Genomic DNA, 15,292 nt, shown 5'->3' with positions numbered 1-15,292 from the left:
ATCTGGGGATAAAATGAAAAAAGTGATTCAGTTAGTGGTCACCACCCTATTACTTACAGCATGTCAGTCTCCAGGAGTCAGTGCTACGGAGAGTGTCACAAAGAGAGGTTTGCAAAATCATCATTTTGATTTAATCAGTGTCAATAATGAGGATATTTCGAATAAAAATGACAGCAAACTCTCTATTTCATTTGATGGAAGAATGAATATATCAGGCACTATGTGCAATAACTTCATGGGAATCGGTAAATTAAAAAATAATATCCTGACAGTAAAAAATTTGACCGGTTCTGAGATGTATTGTGTTAATGAAAGGCTTAATCAGTGGGATCACGTGCTCAATGATGTATTAACTAAAGGGGCAAAAATCAGTTTAAAAGGTAAGCAACTTACATTAGTTAATGGTAAGAATACGTTAGTTTATATTTTGCGGGATCTCTCTCAGTAATCTTGTACTCAGTGAGCAAGATACAGTCTTCTGATGCAACATTTTCTGCCTTGAATTATTTGTGTTTACATGATCTTTGATTACCCGGTGCAATGCTGGGTAATTTGTTGCTTTCTTAATTATATCACTTTGAAAAATAAACTTATTTTTTATTTTTATCATTTGAATTGTTCGGCTTCTATAACAATACAGCTAATTTCATGCTTCATTGTATTAAATATTAGAATGGTATTTATGCTGCTTACCCAATATATATTAAGTACTGTCGATATCATTTTTGTATCAGACAGTCAAAGCCACTACCGTGCAGCTATGGAAGTTTATTTGATAATGAGGGAAAGAAAAATGAACAACAGATTGATAAGCTATATAGCGTTTGTAGGGGTTTGGATCACCATAACACTGACGATTGGCGTTATTTTGTCATAGAAATACAAAATAAATCAGTTTGATAACCTCGTTTCGGCGGGGTTTCTTATATCCAATAGATTTAGAAATGCAGCTCTTATGCCTTGGGGATAAATCTCCGGGAACATAGCTAATCATATATTTATAAAAACAGTGAATGCTTAATCACAATCGCCATATTATTTCAAAAAAATAATACGGCTTTTAATGTAGTCTATGTACACAGACGTGTACATTATTCTCTATGAATACTACTGACTATTGTTGATTACCGCTAATGTTCATTCACACAAAATCATTCTCCCGATCCGGATTCCGTATGTTGTTTCTCGGGATATAACGATGCACTCCAGTTACTGTAAGTGCAGACAAATATTGAAGGATCTTTATTCGAGAAAGGCGTTGCCATAGATTTTATTTTTTCTGCTAACTGAATAGATTCCAACGATGAACTACCAATATAAGTTCCACTTGGGAGACGATGCCACTTTCCATTAGGAAAACGGATAGATTGACTAAATTGATTCGCCGTCATCCTTTTATATAATTTCTCATAACCGTCAGAACCTGTGCCATAAAGCTCCACACGAATCAAATAACTTGCCATTTTTCTTTCCTTGTATTGACGATTTAGCCAGTAAGTTATCATTTTTCCTTGGCTATTAAAAGCCAGAAAAGCACAGTAATAATCTGATATCAATGGCAATTTAAGGAATTATATTTTTTTGCCAACACTGCGAGATAAGGAACCATCTCAGATATATATTTACATAAAAAATTAACTAATAACAAGTACAATAAAAAACATTAGAGACAAAATGATAAATTATCCTTGTTTTCATTAATTATAAATAACTCTCTAATTATTAAAAATAAAATATCAGACAATACCACCCCACCCCTTTCAATAAATAATTACTTAAAACATAGTTCATTTAACCCTTGTTAAGTAAAAAACAAAATCAAACCACCTAACAAAATTTGTTGCAATGAATTATTGAATTTGTTTATATTTTCACTATTATCTAAAAAGTTGTTATCTGAAACCATTAAGCTTAATGTTATTAAGTAAATAAAAAAACAATTACTTACCACCAAATCAGTAATCACATCTTTATTGATTTAAATTTATAAATTTGAAATTAATTAGGTAATTAAATGATAAGTACGGAAACATTCGAGATATTCCCTTCTGTCGATATTGTTGATGGAATAGCAATGACATCAAATTCCGCTATCCGATTAACTCGTGGTGAAAGCCCAACATTGCGGAGACCTTTAGGTACTCCGGCAGACGTTGCGCTAGCTTGGCAAAATGCAGGGGCAAAATGGATACACGTTGTTGATCTTGATGCTGCATCAGGAAAAGGTTCCAACAGTCATCTTATTGCTGATGTCCTTGATGCTGTTGATATTAATGTGCAAGTCTGTGGTGGGATCAGGGATGAAGAGATCTTGAGACGCACATTAGCAACCGGATGCCAACGAGTTAATATAGGTACGGCAGCATTGGAAAAACCAGATTGGTGTGCCAAAGCCATTGCAGAATATGGCGATAAAATTGCAATTGCTCTTGATGTAAAATGCACCCCAGAAGGTTATCAGTTGGCAACACATGGGTGGAACGTAAGTAACGGAAATCTTTGGGATGTTCTTGAACGTCTTGATAAACAAGGCTGCCAGCGCTACGTCGTCACAGATGTTGGACGAGGCGGTATGATGAGTTCTCCTAATTTCACCCTACTGCGTGAAGTCTGTGAAAAAACTGCATCTCCTGTAGTTGCCGGCGGAGGAGTATCGAGTATAGATGATCTCTGTACTTTAGCGGATATGTCCTATTTAGGGGTTGAAGGTGCCATTCTTGGCCAGGCATTACATATTGGTAAAGTTTCTCTCGAAGATGCACTTGCGACAACTCAATCACCGAGGGGCTAAATATGTCTGGTCTTTTTTCTCCTGTTGTAGATTTTTGCTCTGTTGGTTTATTGGGTGAATTACGTGGCGCACCAGACTCAAGTCATTTAACGAAAAAAATCATGGAACTACCTGGTTTAATTATAAAAAATAAAGAATTTATCGGTTCTCGTGGTGTGGCTTACTACGAGCCAAAAACCTGTGGTGAGCTACTGGAAACAGTAAAATATTATGCCGATTATATTGCCAAGCTTCGGTGCACAGATACACAATGCGCAATTCCATCAAAATACGTACTGGCTGACCATAGTCTGGTGAAACTACTGCGAATTATCGATAGCTTATTAAGCGCCCCTCAGATTACTAACGACGATATTGTACCATTTATAGATGCAGTTAAAGAATGTGCCAAAGTTATCAGTTCATCACTGATGGGACACACATTCAATTTTTCATATTCTTTGTTCCATGAATTAAAACTTCCTTCATCTACTGAACATAACGTGCCCAGGACATATGTTGAAGGCGATAATCACCTGCTGACTTTAGCCGCCGCACAAATAGATGCATGTCCTAATTCCTCGGTTATTGGAATTATGTTAGGTGGCTCGGCAGCCGCCGCAATAACAGCTGTAACGTGGAATAGCGAACTCAATTTAGTGAAAGTTTCACGCTACGATGATACTTCCTGTAAAAGTGAGCGAATCTGGGGGCACCAAATCCCATCCGGACAACCAATCACGATTATTGATGATAATTGCGGCACAGGAGATACCTTTCGTCAGGTTATCGATCTGGTCATGGCTCAGACCGGAACACGCCCAAAAGCACGGGCTGTCGAATTACATTGGGAGAAATTACTGCGTACCCGAGTATATGGATACCCTGATCGTGTATTTAGCCCTGAGAATTTGGATGTATTGGTTCCTTGGTGTTTCAGACATCATAAGGTACTGAATAGTTTAGTTAATAGACTCTTAACTGATGGGAAATATTCCCGTACAACAACCAAGGATTGGGTTAACTATTCATACAGTATATTGTCTGTTCTTCATGACACCCTGACAGACTCAACATGGGCAGCAAAATCACTGGACTTTTTATCGCACCTGACATCACCGATATCTCAAAAGAGCAAACGTCCTACTGACGCATTTAAAACGATGGCACATCAATGTCCTGAATGTTCATCTCGTAAGAATTAATTTGGAATAAGAGAATCGCTTAATTATGACAACAGCACATATTATTTGGGATTGGAATGGTACATTGCTTAATGATGTCAGTGTCTCTGTCAACGCAACAAATTTTGCACTCGCAGAAATAGGTGTTGAACCACTGACCTTAGAACAATATAGAGAACATTATTGCGTACCGGTGCAAGATTTCTATAAGCAAGTCATTGGACGTGAACCCTCATCCTCTGAATGGTCAGTCATAGGAAAAACATTTAACGTTCACTATCGGCCGGGTATTCAAAAAGCACATTTAGCCGCAGGTGCAATTCAACTATTAGCAACCCGACATCAAACTGGTGCGACACAATCACTGTGTTCACTGATGCAACATGAGGAATTGGTTCCCATGCTTGATAACCATGGTATTGCTAAATTCTTTACGCATATAGATGGCAGAAATACACCATTATTGACAACCGGTAAATCAGAACAATTGGCTAATCATATAAAAAAACTCAATATTGCACCTGAAAAGAGTGTCGTTATTGGCGATGCCACCGATGATGCCATTGCTGCATTGGCAGCCGGAACGCATGCCATTCTTTACACCGGCGGAACGCACAGTCGTTTAAGTCTTGAAACTGCCGGCGTTCCTGTTGTTGATTCATTGAGTGAAGCCTTATCAATAGCGGATACCTTAATAAAAAAACAATAATAAAGTAGTGTCTAAAATAAATCATATCCCATAATCGTTATTTTAAGATAATTAGATTTCATTATTCCATTTTCCGGATGGAAGGCTTTATAACGAAATAAAAATGGAATTTAATATTCCATATTGAAAAACACCAAATACAAAACAGTATTTTAATGTAAATTTAAAATACTGTTTAAAAATAAAAACTTACAGAAGAAAATACACTTATGCTAATTTCAGTAGTTGGACTCCAATTTGGAGATGAAGGAAAAGGAAAGTTTGTTGATTACTTGTCTGGCAATATAAACAATATTGCCAGATTTAATGGTGGTGCTAATGCAGGTCATTGTGTTCAACATGGTGATATGAGAGGTTCATTCTCTCAATTACCGGCTTCACTCAGCAAAAAGAATCTCTATATATGTCAAGGCGCACTAATTAGCCTTCCCGTTCTTGTTAAAGAAATTGACTTTATACAAAGAAATAATATTCACTCCAATATTTTCATCGATCCGCGCTGCCACATTGTATTGCCATTACACGCTGAGTTGAATAAAGCATCTGAAAAATATAAGGGTAAAAACAAAATAGGTTCAGTTGGTGTCGGTGTTGGTGCGTGCGTTGAAGATAAATCTAATCGTCATGGCATTCGGCTTATTGATACTTTAGACAAAGAAAAGTTAAGAAGTAAGTTAACATTTCTCTGGAGCATCAGAGAAAAACAGATTAATCATGTTTTCAATAACAATAGTTCGCTAGATTTCGAAGAGATGTTAGAAACAACCTATCAATATGGAAAACAGATAGAACCTTATTTCACTTTTACCAATGAAGCTATCCGTGAATTGCTTCATTCCGGAGATGACATTCTCCTTGAAACATCACAGGCTACTTTCTTAGATAATAGTTTTGGTACTTATCCTTATACCGTAGCATATCAGACATTAGTTCAAAGCTGCTTTGCGATGATAGGTATACCTGCCCAAGAAATGCATATTGTCGGTGTTATGAAAGCCTATATGATCCGTGTGGGCAACGGACCATTCCCGACAGAATTGTTGACAGAACACGCTGATTACATTCGGGAACGCGGAAATGAATACGGTACAGTTTCAAAAAGACCAAGGCGTTGCGGCTGGTTGGATTTATGTTTGATTAAACATGCTGTAAAACTCAACGGCGTAACCGAACTGGCAATAACCAATGTTGATGTTCTTGCCGAATTAGAAGAAATCAAGGTCTCTGTTGCATATGAAATTGATGGAGAACCTGTCTGCTGTAATAAGGCATTATTGCAACTAAATAAAGTAAAACCTGTCTATAAGACATTTAAAAGTTGGAAGGCACTGAATGAATCATATACCCATTTGTCAGAGCTACCCACTGAGCTGATTGACTTCCTCTCATTCATCCAAGATTATACTGAGATCCCGATCAAGTATGTTTCACATGGACCAGACAGAAACCAAACTCTGATAGTTAAATAATGAAATGAGAAAAGTCAATGATTAAATATGTAACCGGATTTATGTTTTCTAAAGACAAAAAGCATGTATCCCTTATTTCTAAATTACAACCCAGTTGGCAAAACGGAAAAATCAATGGCATCGGCGGAAAAATAGAAATAGGTGAAACCCCTCAACAAGCAATGGCAAGAGAATTTTCTGAAGAGGCTGGCATTGAAACACATCCTGACCAGTGGAAATTATTTACTGTTTTAAATCGCCCGAATGTTTATCAGGTAAACTTTCTCTATACGTATGATGATCGGGTTTATTCTGCAAAATCTATTGAAAAAGAGATCGTCAGTATTTATGAAACCAATGCGTTGCCTGATAATGTTATTTACAATTTGCGATGGTTAATTCCTATGGCTATCGATGAACATTTACGTTTCGATAACTCGATAGAAATAACAGAAATGAGAGGTTAGAAACCTCGATAATCATCTGCGCAGAAATAAAATATATTTCTGCGCAGATGATTTATATTTGTTACTTCTTAGCTATTGCTGTTCTGACATCAGGGAATCAAACCAAATATTAAAACAACAATGCCCCAAACATTCGTCATTGATATAAAATGGATTTTATATCAATGAATGAAAAAACTATTCAGGTTTATTAAGAATATGATCTTCCCAATCCACCACATCCACTTCACGTACAGCGATATGCCTGACAGAGATGCGCTCCGCATGCATGGCTGATTTTGAACCACTGACCAAGGGATGCCACGGCAGCAGTTTTTTTCCTTCTCCAATCAAACGATAAGCACAAGTCTGCGGTAACCATTCAAAAGTGACCATGTTTTCACGGGTTAATTTGATACAATCAGGTTCATATCTGAAACGATCTTCGTAATTCTTGCACTGGCAGGTTTTAATACTCAGTTGATTACAGGCAACATTGGTGAAGTAGATTTCATCAGTATCTTCATCCATCAACTTATGCAAGCAGCACTGACCACAGCCATCACATAATGTTTCCCACTCTTGGTCTGTCATTTGTTCCAGGTTTTTTACCTGCCAGAAAGGTTGAGACATAATTTCTGTCATTCCTCATGTTAAATCGCTCTGGTTGTCAAAACATGTTTATTAAGAACAACGTTCAACACATCACCAGATTGTAGTGGCCCTACGCCTTCAGGCGTTCCCGTCAAAATAATATCGCCCGGACGAAGGGTAAAAAAACGCGACATATAGCTAATCAACGGGATGATCGGCGTGCGCATGTCACTCGTATTGCCGTTTTGGCGTAATTCACCATTTATGGTTAAAGAAAGCCGTGCTTTTTGTGGATCACCAAAATCATTAACCGGAATAAAGCCCGATATTGGGCATGAGCCATCAAACGCCTTGCTCTTTTCCCATGGTTGCCCCGATTGTTTAAATTCACGTTGCAAATCACGCAGTGTTAAATCCAATGCAACCGCAAAACCTGCGATTGCCTTACTCACTCGATCTTCATTGGCGCTCTTGAGTGTCGAGCCAATCAAAATGGCCAATTCAATTTCATGGTGTACAGAGCCGAATTCCTGAGGAATGGAAATTGGTTGGCTGAGATCACAGAGCGCCGTTTCAGGCTTGATGAATAATACTGGCTCCTCAGTGGATTGGGAGTCCATTTCTTTCATATGCTTGTCATAATTACTACCGACACACACAACCTTATTAGCAGGAAAGTTCAGCAGTACACCCTGCCAGTCCCTATGCTGATACATAATATTCTCCTTTGCCTGTTTTCAATCCAATTATTTCAAGCGATGATTGCTTAAAAATTCGATTTTCAGTGAGTAAGGAAATGAACTCGTTGTGTAATACCGTCCGCCATCATACCAACACTGAGGGCAAAATAGTAAGAACGATTCCAATGCATAATAGTTCGAAAATTTTGCGTTACCCAGAATGCCCGTTGTTCCGGATCATCAGGGATAACAATCCAACCTTTGGTATTGGCCGGTAAATTAGCAAAGTGTGGCGATGAAACACCCAATGTCTGCCATTGAGCAATGGTTTTCCCCTTCTCAGTCTTAACACCTTCTAATTCTACGTCAAAACCAGCAGGTAATGAGATGGCATACCCCCACGGTAGCCCTTTTTGCCACCCTTCTTTAGCCAAGTAATTGGCTGTTGACGCAAAAACATCTTCCTTATTGTTCCAAATATCAATTTTACCGTCTCCATCTCCATCTGCACCATACGTCAAATAAGAAGTCGGCATGAATTGGCTTTGCCCCATCGCTCCGGCCCAAGAACCCCTTAAAGTTTGCCCTTCATCAATATACTGATTTTCCATGATTCCCAGCGCTGCCAATAACTGTTTAATAAAAAATACTTCACGGCGACCTTCAAAGGCTAGCGTGGATAATGCTGAAATAACATCTTCTTTGCCCTGAATCTTGCCAAAACTACTTTCTAATCCCCACAAGGCAACAATATAGGCTTTCGGTATACCATATCTGCGACTTATTTTTTCCAACTGAGGAAGATGATTTTCATATTGAGTAACCCCTTGCTCAATCCTCCAAACTGGCAAGACTTGGTTCAGATAGCCATCCAATGTGACCTTTTTTTCTGGTTGATTACGATCAGCCTTAATGACTCGTGGAATAAAATGAATATTGGCAAATGCTCTATCTAAGGTTTTTTCACTGACTCCCTGCTCGCGAGCCTGCTGCTTCAACAAAACCACATATGCAGGAAATTGTGTTGGCTCACGCGAACTTAATGGAAATTGATCTTCCAGAGCTTTAACGTCTGTTTTTGCCAGAGGGATCAAAACGGATTGCTTATACAACTGTTTGTTACTTGATGCACTGCACCCAGTCAACAGGGTTGCCGCCAATAAAGTCACTCCGGTTATTAATTTCATACATCAGCTCCTTAGTTCAGACCCGGGCAATTACCAGCCATTCTCTATAGCTTAGTTGGTTTGTTTGATGCCAGATGTTCATTGATCAAACTTTCCACTGGGGGCGGTACTTGTAAGTAAAATCCTTGTTCACTCAACGCTGCTTTTACTTTTTCAATATCTGCATTGGCTAATTTTTTTCTGTCTGATAATGAAATCATCATTGAATATTGAGGCTGACCGAATGTTTTTAATAACTCTTCCGGAACGCGCGAAAAATCGTCTTTTTTTGTAATATAGAGATATGTTTGGTCACGTTTCAGGCTTCTGTAGATTACACAAATCATTGTTATAAACTCTTTTAAATTAACTCTGCGACTTGCTTGAATAATTCACTAACTATAACATGCTTATTATATTTAAGAATATCGTCTCCCTGAGTCTATTCTAGGAAAATGATTAAAAAAAACCACCCCGGGAAACTTAACCTTGCTGAGTCAAAATATCGATGCCACAGTCGCCAATTGAGCTAAAAGGCAGTAATTTTACGCTTTCGGTTGTTCATTTGTATGATGAACAGCCGGAAATCATTCATAGAGCTATACAGGAAAAAATGCAGCAAGCACCTGAATTCCTCAAAAATGCTCCCGTTGTCATTAATATATCTGCCCTCCCTGTCGGCGCAGATCTTATTGCACTCCATCGAGCTATCGAATCGGTTGGATTGCGTGTTGTTGGCATCAGCGGTTGTCAAGATGAAGAACAACGAAAAATTGTTTTGAAATCTGAACTTCCTTTATTGAAAGAAGGTAAAAGTAAGAAGGTTCTTACTCAAGAGAATAAACCTACTGAACCTATTTTCAAAAAAACTCGTATAATTAATACGCCTGTTCGTTCAGGACAAAGAATTTATGCACCAAATAGTGACCTCATTGTGACAAGTAATGTGAGCGCTGGTGCAGAATTAATCGCTGATGGAAATATTCATATATATGGTGTGCTACGTGGACGGGTATTGGCTGGCGCATCTGGCGATCAAGAAAGCCAGATTTTCTGCACCCATTTAAATGCTGAACTCACCTCTATTGCCGGTCAATATTGGCTCAGCGAAAAAATACCAGAAATTTTTGTCGGTAAAGCCGCAAAATTACGTCTGGTGAACAATGAATTAACTATTGAAACCTTAGTCTAGCCCTTATAACAAGGAATCGCTTCATGGCACGCATTATTGTTGTTACATCTGGTAAAGGTGGCGTTGGCAAAACCACTTCAAGCGCGGCCATTGCTACCGGTCTCGCCCAAAGAGGAAAAAAAACTGTAGTTATTGATTTTGATATCGGTCTACGGAACCTCGATCTGATCATGGGTTGTGAACGCCGAGTGGTCTTTGACTTCGTGAACGTCATTCAAGGTGATGCCGGCTTAAATCAGGCACTTATTAAAGATAAGCGCACAGAGAATCTATACATTCTGCCTGCCTCTCAAACCCGCGATAAAGAAGCTCTCACCCGTGATGGCGTCGAGAAAATTCTGAATGAATTATCTAAACAGAACTTTGAGTTCATTATCTGTGATTCTCCTGCGGGTATTGAAAGCGGTGCATTGATGGCACTCTACTTTGCCGATGAAGCAATTATTACGACAAATCCGGAAGTTTCATCTGTCCGTGATTCTGACCGTATTTTAGGTATCTTAGCGTCTAAATCACGCCGAGCAGAACAAGGAAAAGAGTCTATCAAAGAGCACCTTCTGCTGACTCGTTATAATCCGGGGCGCGTGAACCGCGGAGATATGCTTAGCATGGAAGATGTACTGGAAATTCTGTGTATTCCTTTACTTGGTGTCATCCCAGAAGATCAATCTGTTCTTCGGTCATCGAACCAAGGAGAACCGGTTATTCTGGATAAAGATTCTGATGCAGGTAAAGCATACGAAGATACAGTTTTACGTTTACTCGGTGAAGAACGGCCTTTCCGTTTCATCGAAGAAGAAAAGAAAGGCTTTTTAAAACGCCTGTTTGGGGGGTAACGCATGGCTTTGTTAGATTTCTTCCTGTCGAGAAAAAAACCGACAGCCAATATTGCCAAGGAGCGGCTACAAATCATCGTGGCAGAACGGCGCCGTGGTGACTCTGAGCCTGCTTATTTGCCCGAGATGAAACGGGATATTCTGGCAGTAATCTGTAAGTATGTACAAATCGATCCAGAGATGCTTTCTGTACAGTTTGAGCAAAAAAATGATGACATCTCTGTGCTAGAACTTAATGTAACATTACCTGAGATGGAAGAATCGCCAAAATAAAGCATCAAATGATGCTATTTAATTTAAGGCCATGACTTCGCAAGGATAAATCGGGATGTTATTACATCCCGATTTAAAAACCAGATACACATCAGTTAATGCCTTTTTTAAGTCAGCATCACTGCTCCAGGCTATTGCCCAGAATAATTTGCCAATATTTCAGCAATAGGTTCAGCCAACAACTTACCACGCCAACCTCTGAGCAATTCAGGTTCAGATCCCAGCGATTTCAGTTTCCAATGACAATAAAGTAGTTGGTTAATCTGTCGGCGAGAAGCCAGCAACTCTGCGCTGAAACGATGAGGTTCACTCACTCGGGTGACCACAGCTTTAATTTCTTTGAACGCCTTGCGGTAGCCCGGATAATCAATCAAATTCATAATTTGAGACGGACATTCTTCTTCTGGAATATCTCTGTTTTCCGCGACCATCGCCAGCAAACGGCGACCATGACAACGAATTTCCTGTCCGCTCAATCCTAAAGCATCTAACTCTCCCAAGGAAGTCGGCATATAACGGGCAACCTGCCACAAATTTTCCTCGCGGATCACGAAATTAACCGCCAGATCACGCTCTCGCGCCTGATTTAGCCGCCATGCAGCCAGTTTTTTCAAACAAGCCAATTGTCTTGGGCGTAACTGCCATGCATTACCAATGTCTTTATAAGCACATTCTGGCATCAATATTTCGTTACGCCGTTGAGCAATCAAATTACTTTCATCCTTTGCTGCATCCAAATATCCCGCCTGCTCCGTTTTTTCCAACAAAATATCAGCAAGTGGCAATAAGTAATAAACATCGGCCGCAGCATATTTGCATTGTTTTTCGCTCAACGGACGAGCTAACCAATCGGTACGGGATTCGCTCTTATCTAATTCTACATGCAAATATTCAGCAACCAACGTTGCAAAACCACATGATATAGGATGACCGATAAATGCAGCCAATACCTGAGTATCAATCATAGGTGTTGGCAAGCATTGAAAGCTATTCCCAAAAACCTCTAAATCCTCACTACCAGCATGAATAAGCTTTAGTACATCTGGATCAGTCAATAACTCCCTGAGGGGTTGCCATTGTGAAATTTCAAGAGGATCAATAAGAGCAAGCTGTTCACCATCAAACAGTTGTATTAAGCCTAATTGGGGATAATACGTCCGTGTACGGACAAATTCGGTATCTAATGCAACTCTTGCATTTTTTTTTGCCTGTTCACAGATTGATTGCAATTGGACATCGGTAGTAATCAACTGATAATTACAATTTAACAAAAAAATATCCTTTAAATACATTATGTTGTATAGCCGTAAATACTAAAAAAATATAATAATGCACACAGTTATGTACAGACAATAAAAATTTCTAAACATCCTTTATCCGGATAGCTATTTCTATAGTATTAAACACGCTTTTCACTTACCACAACTTTGATAAAGAATGCCAGCCGCAATATGTGAATACGAATACGGCTGGGGTTATCCATCTTTTTTCAGGAACTGTTTTTATCAGGTCAAACTCACTGCTCAAAATCAACTGGATATAAGAATAAACAGGGATCAATTCGTAGCAGCATGATTCGCTTTTGCCATCTCTTCATTACGCAATTCTTTACGAAGAATTTTACCTACGTTGGACTTTGGCAGCTCATCGCGGAATTCAATGAGTTTCGGCACCTTGTACCCTGTCAGGTAACGACGGCAATATGCCTTCAGTTCATCCTCGGTTAAACCGGGATCTTTACGAACTACAAATACTTTAACAGCCTCTCCTGAGTTTTTACTCGGAACACCCACCACGGCTGATTCTAATACTTTAGGGTGAGAAGAAACAACGTCCTCGACTTCATTTGGATAGACATTAAAACCAGAAATCAGAATCATATCTTTTTTTCGGTCAACAATGTGTAAAAATCCGTTTTCATCTATATTGGCAATATCCCCAGTCGCCAACCAGCCATCTTTCAGAATTTCGGCAGTGGCGTCAGGACGGTTCCAATAACCTTTCATCACCTGTGGCCCACGCACCCACATTTCACCTGCTTCTCCTTGTAGAACTTCATTACCATCGTTCCCTACCAGTTTTATTTCTGTCGAAGCAACAGGGAAACCGATATTGCCACTGTAATGAACTAAGTTATGAGGATTGGCTGAAACTAAAGGAGCACATTCTGTCAGACCATAGCCTTCCAGCAAGTGGCATCCTGTCAGATTCTCCCATTTTTCGGCTACCACTCTTTGCACAGCCATGCCGCCGCCAACAGATAAACGCAATGAGGAGAAGTCCACTTTCTGGAATTCAGGGTTATTCAACCAAGCATTGAACAGAGTGTTGACACCCGATAGTGCAGTGAAGCGGTAACGCGAAAGTTCCTTAATTGTTCCGTTTACATCCCGAGGATTGGTAATCAGCAGATTTTGCCCACCCAGTTCAATGAACAGCAGGCAATTTATTGTCAAAGCAAAGATATGGTACAGCGGTAATGCTGTTACCACTAACTCTTCACCTGGTTTCATCAGTGGAGAGTAATTGCCTTTGGCCTGTTCAAGGTTCGCCAGCATATTACGGTGAGTCAGCATTGCACCTTTAGCCACACCGGTGGTTCCACCCGTATATTGAAGGAACGCCAAATCCTCACTTTTTACATCTGGTTTGACATATTGCATACGGTAGCCCTTATGCATAGCACTACGGAATGCAATAGCATCCGGCAGGTGGTATTTAGGGACGAGCCGTTTGATATATTTGACAACGAAATCGACAAGGGTTCCTTTCGGACGAGAAAGTTGGTCTCCCATACGCGTCAAAATAACATGCTTGATTTGTGTGTTAAAAACAATCTTTTCTAAGGTATGAGCAAAGTTAGAAACGATAACAATGGCGGATGTTCCACTATCATTCAGCTGGTGCTCCAATTCACGTGGAGTATAGAGCGGGTTGACATTAACAACTATCATTCCAGCTCGCAGAATACCGAACAACGCTACAGGATACTGCAATAAATTTGGCATCATCAATGCCACGAGATCCCCTTTTTGCAGCCCCAGTCCATTCTGTAGATAGGCAGCAAAGGCACGGCTACGCTCTTCCAATTTACGGAAAGTCATCACCTCGCCCATATTAATAAACGCGACTTGATCAGCATAATGCGCCACAGCATTTTCAAACATTTCAATCAACGACGAATAACGGTCGGGATCGATTTCTGCCGGAACATCTGCCGGATAATGTTTTAGCCAGACTTTTTCCAAGTTGAATACTCCTGAAATTTAATTGCGGTGTAACTACTGACCATAAAACAAACCAGAACTATACATTTAACAAATTATTAACTCAGCGTACCAGTTTGAAAAGCAACAATGTTCAGGTTGGCGATACACATCACTAATTTAATATAATTAATTATGGTAAAAAATAAGGCAGCTTCAGCCGCCTTTGTTTTTTTACTTTACTTATCAATAAGTTACTTCGTTAATTAATTTTATATTTATAATTAGTTGATTATACACCAATTTACTAATTTTTGACTTAAAGTTCTTTCTATTATTCCAAATAGTTATATAAATAATGCTTCAATAAAAGATAATTATTAAGAATAAAGTTTAAGATAAAATCTCATGTACAAAAAGTAGCCCTATAATCAATCGGGCTACTTAGATTTTAGTTGTCTGTATCAATGTGATGCCGGAAGGATTTATTCAGTTAAAATGGTTGCAACTGACCTAGGTTCAAATGATGAAACGCACGGCGCATCGAGATCACAGTAATATTCCAATCCCACTCTTTGAGATTCATGCCAGCGCTTCAATCCCGAGGCGTTGATTACAACATAATTGTACGGGCTATTACCTACTTTTCCCTTTTCAATACTAGAGCGTGTTGATCTTTTTGGTATAAAAAGCAAGCAGCAAATGGGGCTGTTATAATGGTTTCGCCAAAAATCAAAACAATTACCCCAAATGCCAAGACTAATGTTAACAGATGATAGCTGGAAATT

Annotated in this window: 17 protein-coding genes; 9 read left to right on the top strand and 8 right to left on the bottom strand. The window is 39.2% G+C overall.

Going from position 1 to position 15,292, the window contains the following annotated elements; all coding sequences use genetic code 11:
• Positions 1-13: 13 nt before the first annotated feature.
• On the top strand, positions 14-448 hold the full coding sequence (locus tag AACQ81_RS12955; RefSeq protein WP_237387584.1) for an META domain-containing protein: 435 nt from the start codon (positions 14-16) through the stop codon (positions 446-448).
• 703 nt (positions 449-1,151) lie between these two features.
• On the opposite strand, the gene ghoS is transcribed toward AACQ81_RS12955, so the two are convergent.
• Positions 1,152-1,463 (bottom strand): type V toxin-antitoxin system endoribonuclease antitoxin GhoS, encoded by a 312-nt coding sequence (gene ghoS / locus AACQ81_RS12950; RefSeq protein ID WP_237387583.1) that lies wholly within the window; start codon positions 1,461-1,463, stop codon positions 1,152-1,154.
• Positions 1,464-2,014: 551 nt separating this feature from the next.
• On the opposite strand from ghoS, the gene AACQ81_RS12945 reads away from it, so the two are divergent.
• From AACQ81_RS12945 to AACQ81_RS12925, 5 genes are all read left to right on the top strand, one after another.
• Positions 2,015-2,791 carry a HisA/HisF-related TIM barrel protein gene (locus AACQ81_RS12945; RefSeq protein WP_237387582.1) on the top strand — a complete coding sequence of 259 codons (777 nt, stop codon included), beginning with the start codon at positions 2,015-2,017 and terminating at the stop codon, positions 2,789-2,791.
• A gap of 2 nt (positions 2,792-2,793) precedes the next feature.
• Positions 2,794-3,975, top strand: a complete 1,182-nt coding sequence (locus AACQ81_RS12940; protein WP_237387581.1) for a phosphoribosyltransferase — start codon at positions 2,794-2,796, stop codon at positions 3,973-3,975.
• Positions 3,976-4,000: 25 nt separating this feature from the next.
• Positions 4,001-4,663 (top strand): HAD family hydrolase, encoded by a 663-nt coding sequence (locus tag AACQ81_RS12935; protein ID WP_237387580.1) that lies wholly within the window; start codon positions 4,001-4,003, stop codon positions 4,661-4,663.
• Positions 4,664-4,872: 209 nt separating this feature from the next.
• A complete protein-coding gene (locus AACQ81_RS12930; protein WP_237387579.1) occupies positions 4,873-6,132 on the top strand; it encodes an adenylosuccinate synthase in 1,260 nt (419 codons plus the stop codon).
• Positions 6,133-6,149: 17 nt separating this feature from the next.
• A complete protein-coding gene (locus AACQ81_RS12925; RefSeq protein ID WP_237387578.1) occupies positions 6,150-6,578 on the top strand; it encodes an NUDIX domain-containing protein in 429 nt (142 codons plus the stop codon).
• A gap of 177 nt (positions 6,579-6,755) precedes the next feature.
• Here the strand turns inward: AACQ81_RS12925 and AACQ81_RS12920 are convergent, their stop codons facing one another.
• The 4 genes from AACQ81_RS12920 to AACQ81_RS12905 form a co-directional block, all read right to left on the bottom strand.
• Positions 6,756-7,193 carry a YcgN family cysteine cluster protein gene (locus AACQ81_RS12920; RefSeq protein ID WP_237387594.1) on the bottom strand — a complete coding sequence of 146 codons (438 nt, stop codon included), beginning with the start codon at positions 7,191-7,193 and terminating at the stop codon, positions 6,756-6,758.
• 17 nt (positions 7,194-7,210) lie between these two features.
• Positions 7,211-7,867 (bottom strand): fumarylacetoacetate hydrolase family protein, encoded by a 657-nt coding sequence (locus tag AACQ81_RS12915; RefSeq protein WP_237387577.1) that lies wholly within the window; start codon positions 7,865-7,867, stop codon positions 7,211-7,213.
• Between the two features lie 65 nt (positions 7,868-7,932).
• Positions 7,933-9,018, bottom strand: a complete 1,086-nt coding sequence (locus AACQ81_RS12910; RefSeq protein WP_237387576.1) for a lytic murein transglycosylase — start codon at positions 9,016-9,018, stop codon at positions 7,933-7,935.
• Between the two features lie 44 nt (positions 9,019-9,062).
• Entirely contained in the window at positions 9,063-9,344 is a 282-nt protein-coding gene (locus tag AACQ81_RS12905; RefSeq protein ID WP_237387575.1) for a YcgL domain-containing protein, read from the bottom strand.
• Positions 9,345-9,505: 161 nt separating this feature from the next.
• Here AACQ81_RS12905 and minC point away from each other — a divergent pair, with 161 nt between their 5' ends.
• Genes minC through minE form a run of 3 tightly spaced genes read left to right on the top strand, consistent with a single transcriptional unit; the run spans position 9,506 to position 11,298 of the window.
• Positions 9,506-10,189 carry a septum site-determining protein MinC gene (gene minC, locus AACQ81_RS12900; protein WP_237387574.1) on the top strand — a complete coding sequence of 228 codons (684 nt, stop codon included), beginning with the start codon at positions 9,506-9,508 and terminating at the stop codon, positions 10,187-10,189.
• A 23-nt stretch (positions 10,190-10,212) separates the two neighbouring features.
• Positions 10,213-11,025, top strand: coding sequence for a septum site-determining protein MinD (gene minD, locus AACQ81_RS12895; RefSeq protein ID WP_237387573.1), 813 nt, complete (start codon positions 10,213-10,215; stop codon positions 11,023-11,025).
• 3 nt (positions 11,026-11,028) lie between these two features.
• Positions 11,029-11,298, top strand: coding sequence for a cell division topological specificity factor MinE (minE, locus tag AACQ81_RS12890; protein ID WP_237387572.1), 270 nt, complete (start codon positions 11,029-11,031; stop codon positions 11,296-11,298).
• 131 nt (positions 11,299-11,429) lie between these two features.
• Here the strand turns inward: minE and rnd are convergent, their stop codons facing one another.
• The 3 genes from rnd to AACQ81_RS12875 form a co-directional block, all read right to left on the bottom strand.
• Positions 11,430-12,590, bottom strand: a complete 1,161-nt coding sequence (rnd, locus tag AACQ81_RS12885) for a ribonuclease D (RefSeq protein WP_237387571.1) — start codon at positions 12,588-12,590, stop codon at positions 11,430-11,432.
• Between the two features lie 264 nt (positions 12,591-12,854).
• Positions 12,855-14,546 carry a long-chain-fatty-acid--CoA ligase FadD gene (fadD, locus tag AACQ81_RS12880; protein ID WP_237387570.1) on the bottom strand — a complete coding sequence of 564 codons (1,692 nt, stop codon included), beginning with the start codon at positions 14,544-14,546 and terminating at the stop codon, positions 12,855-12,857.
• Between the two features lie 443 nt (positions 14,547-14,989).
• Positions 14,990-15,199: a Slp family lipoprotein gene (locus tag AACQ81_RS12875; RefSeq protein WP_237387593.1), complete on the bottom strand. Its 210-nt coding sequence runs from the start codon at positions 15,197-15,199 to the stop codon at positions 14,990-14,992.
• Positions 15,200-15,292: the final 93 nt, after the last annotated feature.

The organism is Xenorhabdus sp. Sc-CR9 (genome assembly GCF_963897815.1).
Taxonomy (GTDB): domain Bacteria; phylum Pseudomonadota; class Gammaproteobacteria; order Enterobacterales; family Enterobacteriaceae; genus Xenorhabdus.
Note: the sequence above shows the minus strand (reverse complement) of the source record. Positions and strands in the feature narration are given on the sequence as shown.

Coding starts and splice junctions, on each gene's coding strand:
- AACQ81_RS12955 (WP_237387584.1), top strand. CDS start 14: ATGAAAAAAGTGATTCAGTTAGTGGTCACCACCCTATTACTTACAGCA.
- AACQ81_RS12905 (WP_237387575.1), bottom strand. CDS start 9,344: ATGATTTGTGTAATCTACAGAAGCCTGAAACGTGACCAAACATATCTC.
- minE (WP_237387572.1), top strand. CDS start 11,029: ATGGCTTTGTTAGATTTCTTCCTGTCGAGAAAAAAACCGACAGCCAAT.
- AACQ81_RS12935 (WP_237387580.1), top strand. CDS start 4,001: ATGACAACAGCACATATTATTTGGGATTGGAATGGTACATTGCTTAAT.
- AACQ81_RS12945 (WP_237387582.1), top strand. CDS start 2,015: ATGATAAGTACGGAAACATTCGAGATATTCCCTTCTGTCGATATTGTT.
- AACQ81_RS12910 (WP_237387576.1), bottom strand. CDS start 9,018: ATGAAATTAATAACCGGAGTGACTTTATTGGCGGCAACCCTGTTGACT.
- minD (WP_237387573.1), top strand. CDS start 10,213: ATGGCACGCATTATTGTTGTTACATCTGGTAAAGGTGGCGTTGGCAAA.
- rnd (WP_237387571.1), bottom strand. CDS start 12,590: ATGTATTTAAAGGATATTTTTTTGTTAAATTGTAATTATCAGTTGATT.
- AACQ81_RS12925 (WP_237387578.1), top strand. CDS start 6,150: ATGATTAAATATGTAACCGGATTTATGTTTTCTAAAGACAAAAAGCAT.
- ghoS (WP_237387583.1), bottom strand. CDS start 1,463: ATGGCAAGTTATTTGATTCGTGTGGAGCTTTATGGCACAGGTTCTGAC.
- AACQ81_RS12930 (WP_237387579.1), top strand. CDS start 4,873: ATGCTAATTTCAGTAGTTGGACTCCAATTTGGAGATGAAGGAAAAGGA.
- AACQ81_RS12915 (WP_237387577.1), bottom strand. CDS start 7,867: ATGTATCAGCATAGGGACTGGCAGGGTGTACTGCTGAACTTTCCTGCT.
- minC (WP_237387574.1), top strand. CDS start 9,506: ATGCCACAGTCGCCAATTGAGCTAAAAGGCAGTAATTTTACGCTTTCG.
- AACQ81_RS12940 (WP_237387581.1), top strand. CDS start 2,794: ATGTCTGGTCTTTTTTCTCCTGTTGTAGATTTTTGCTCTGTTGGTTTA.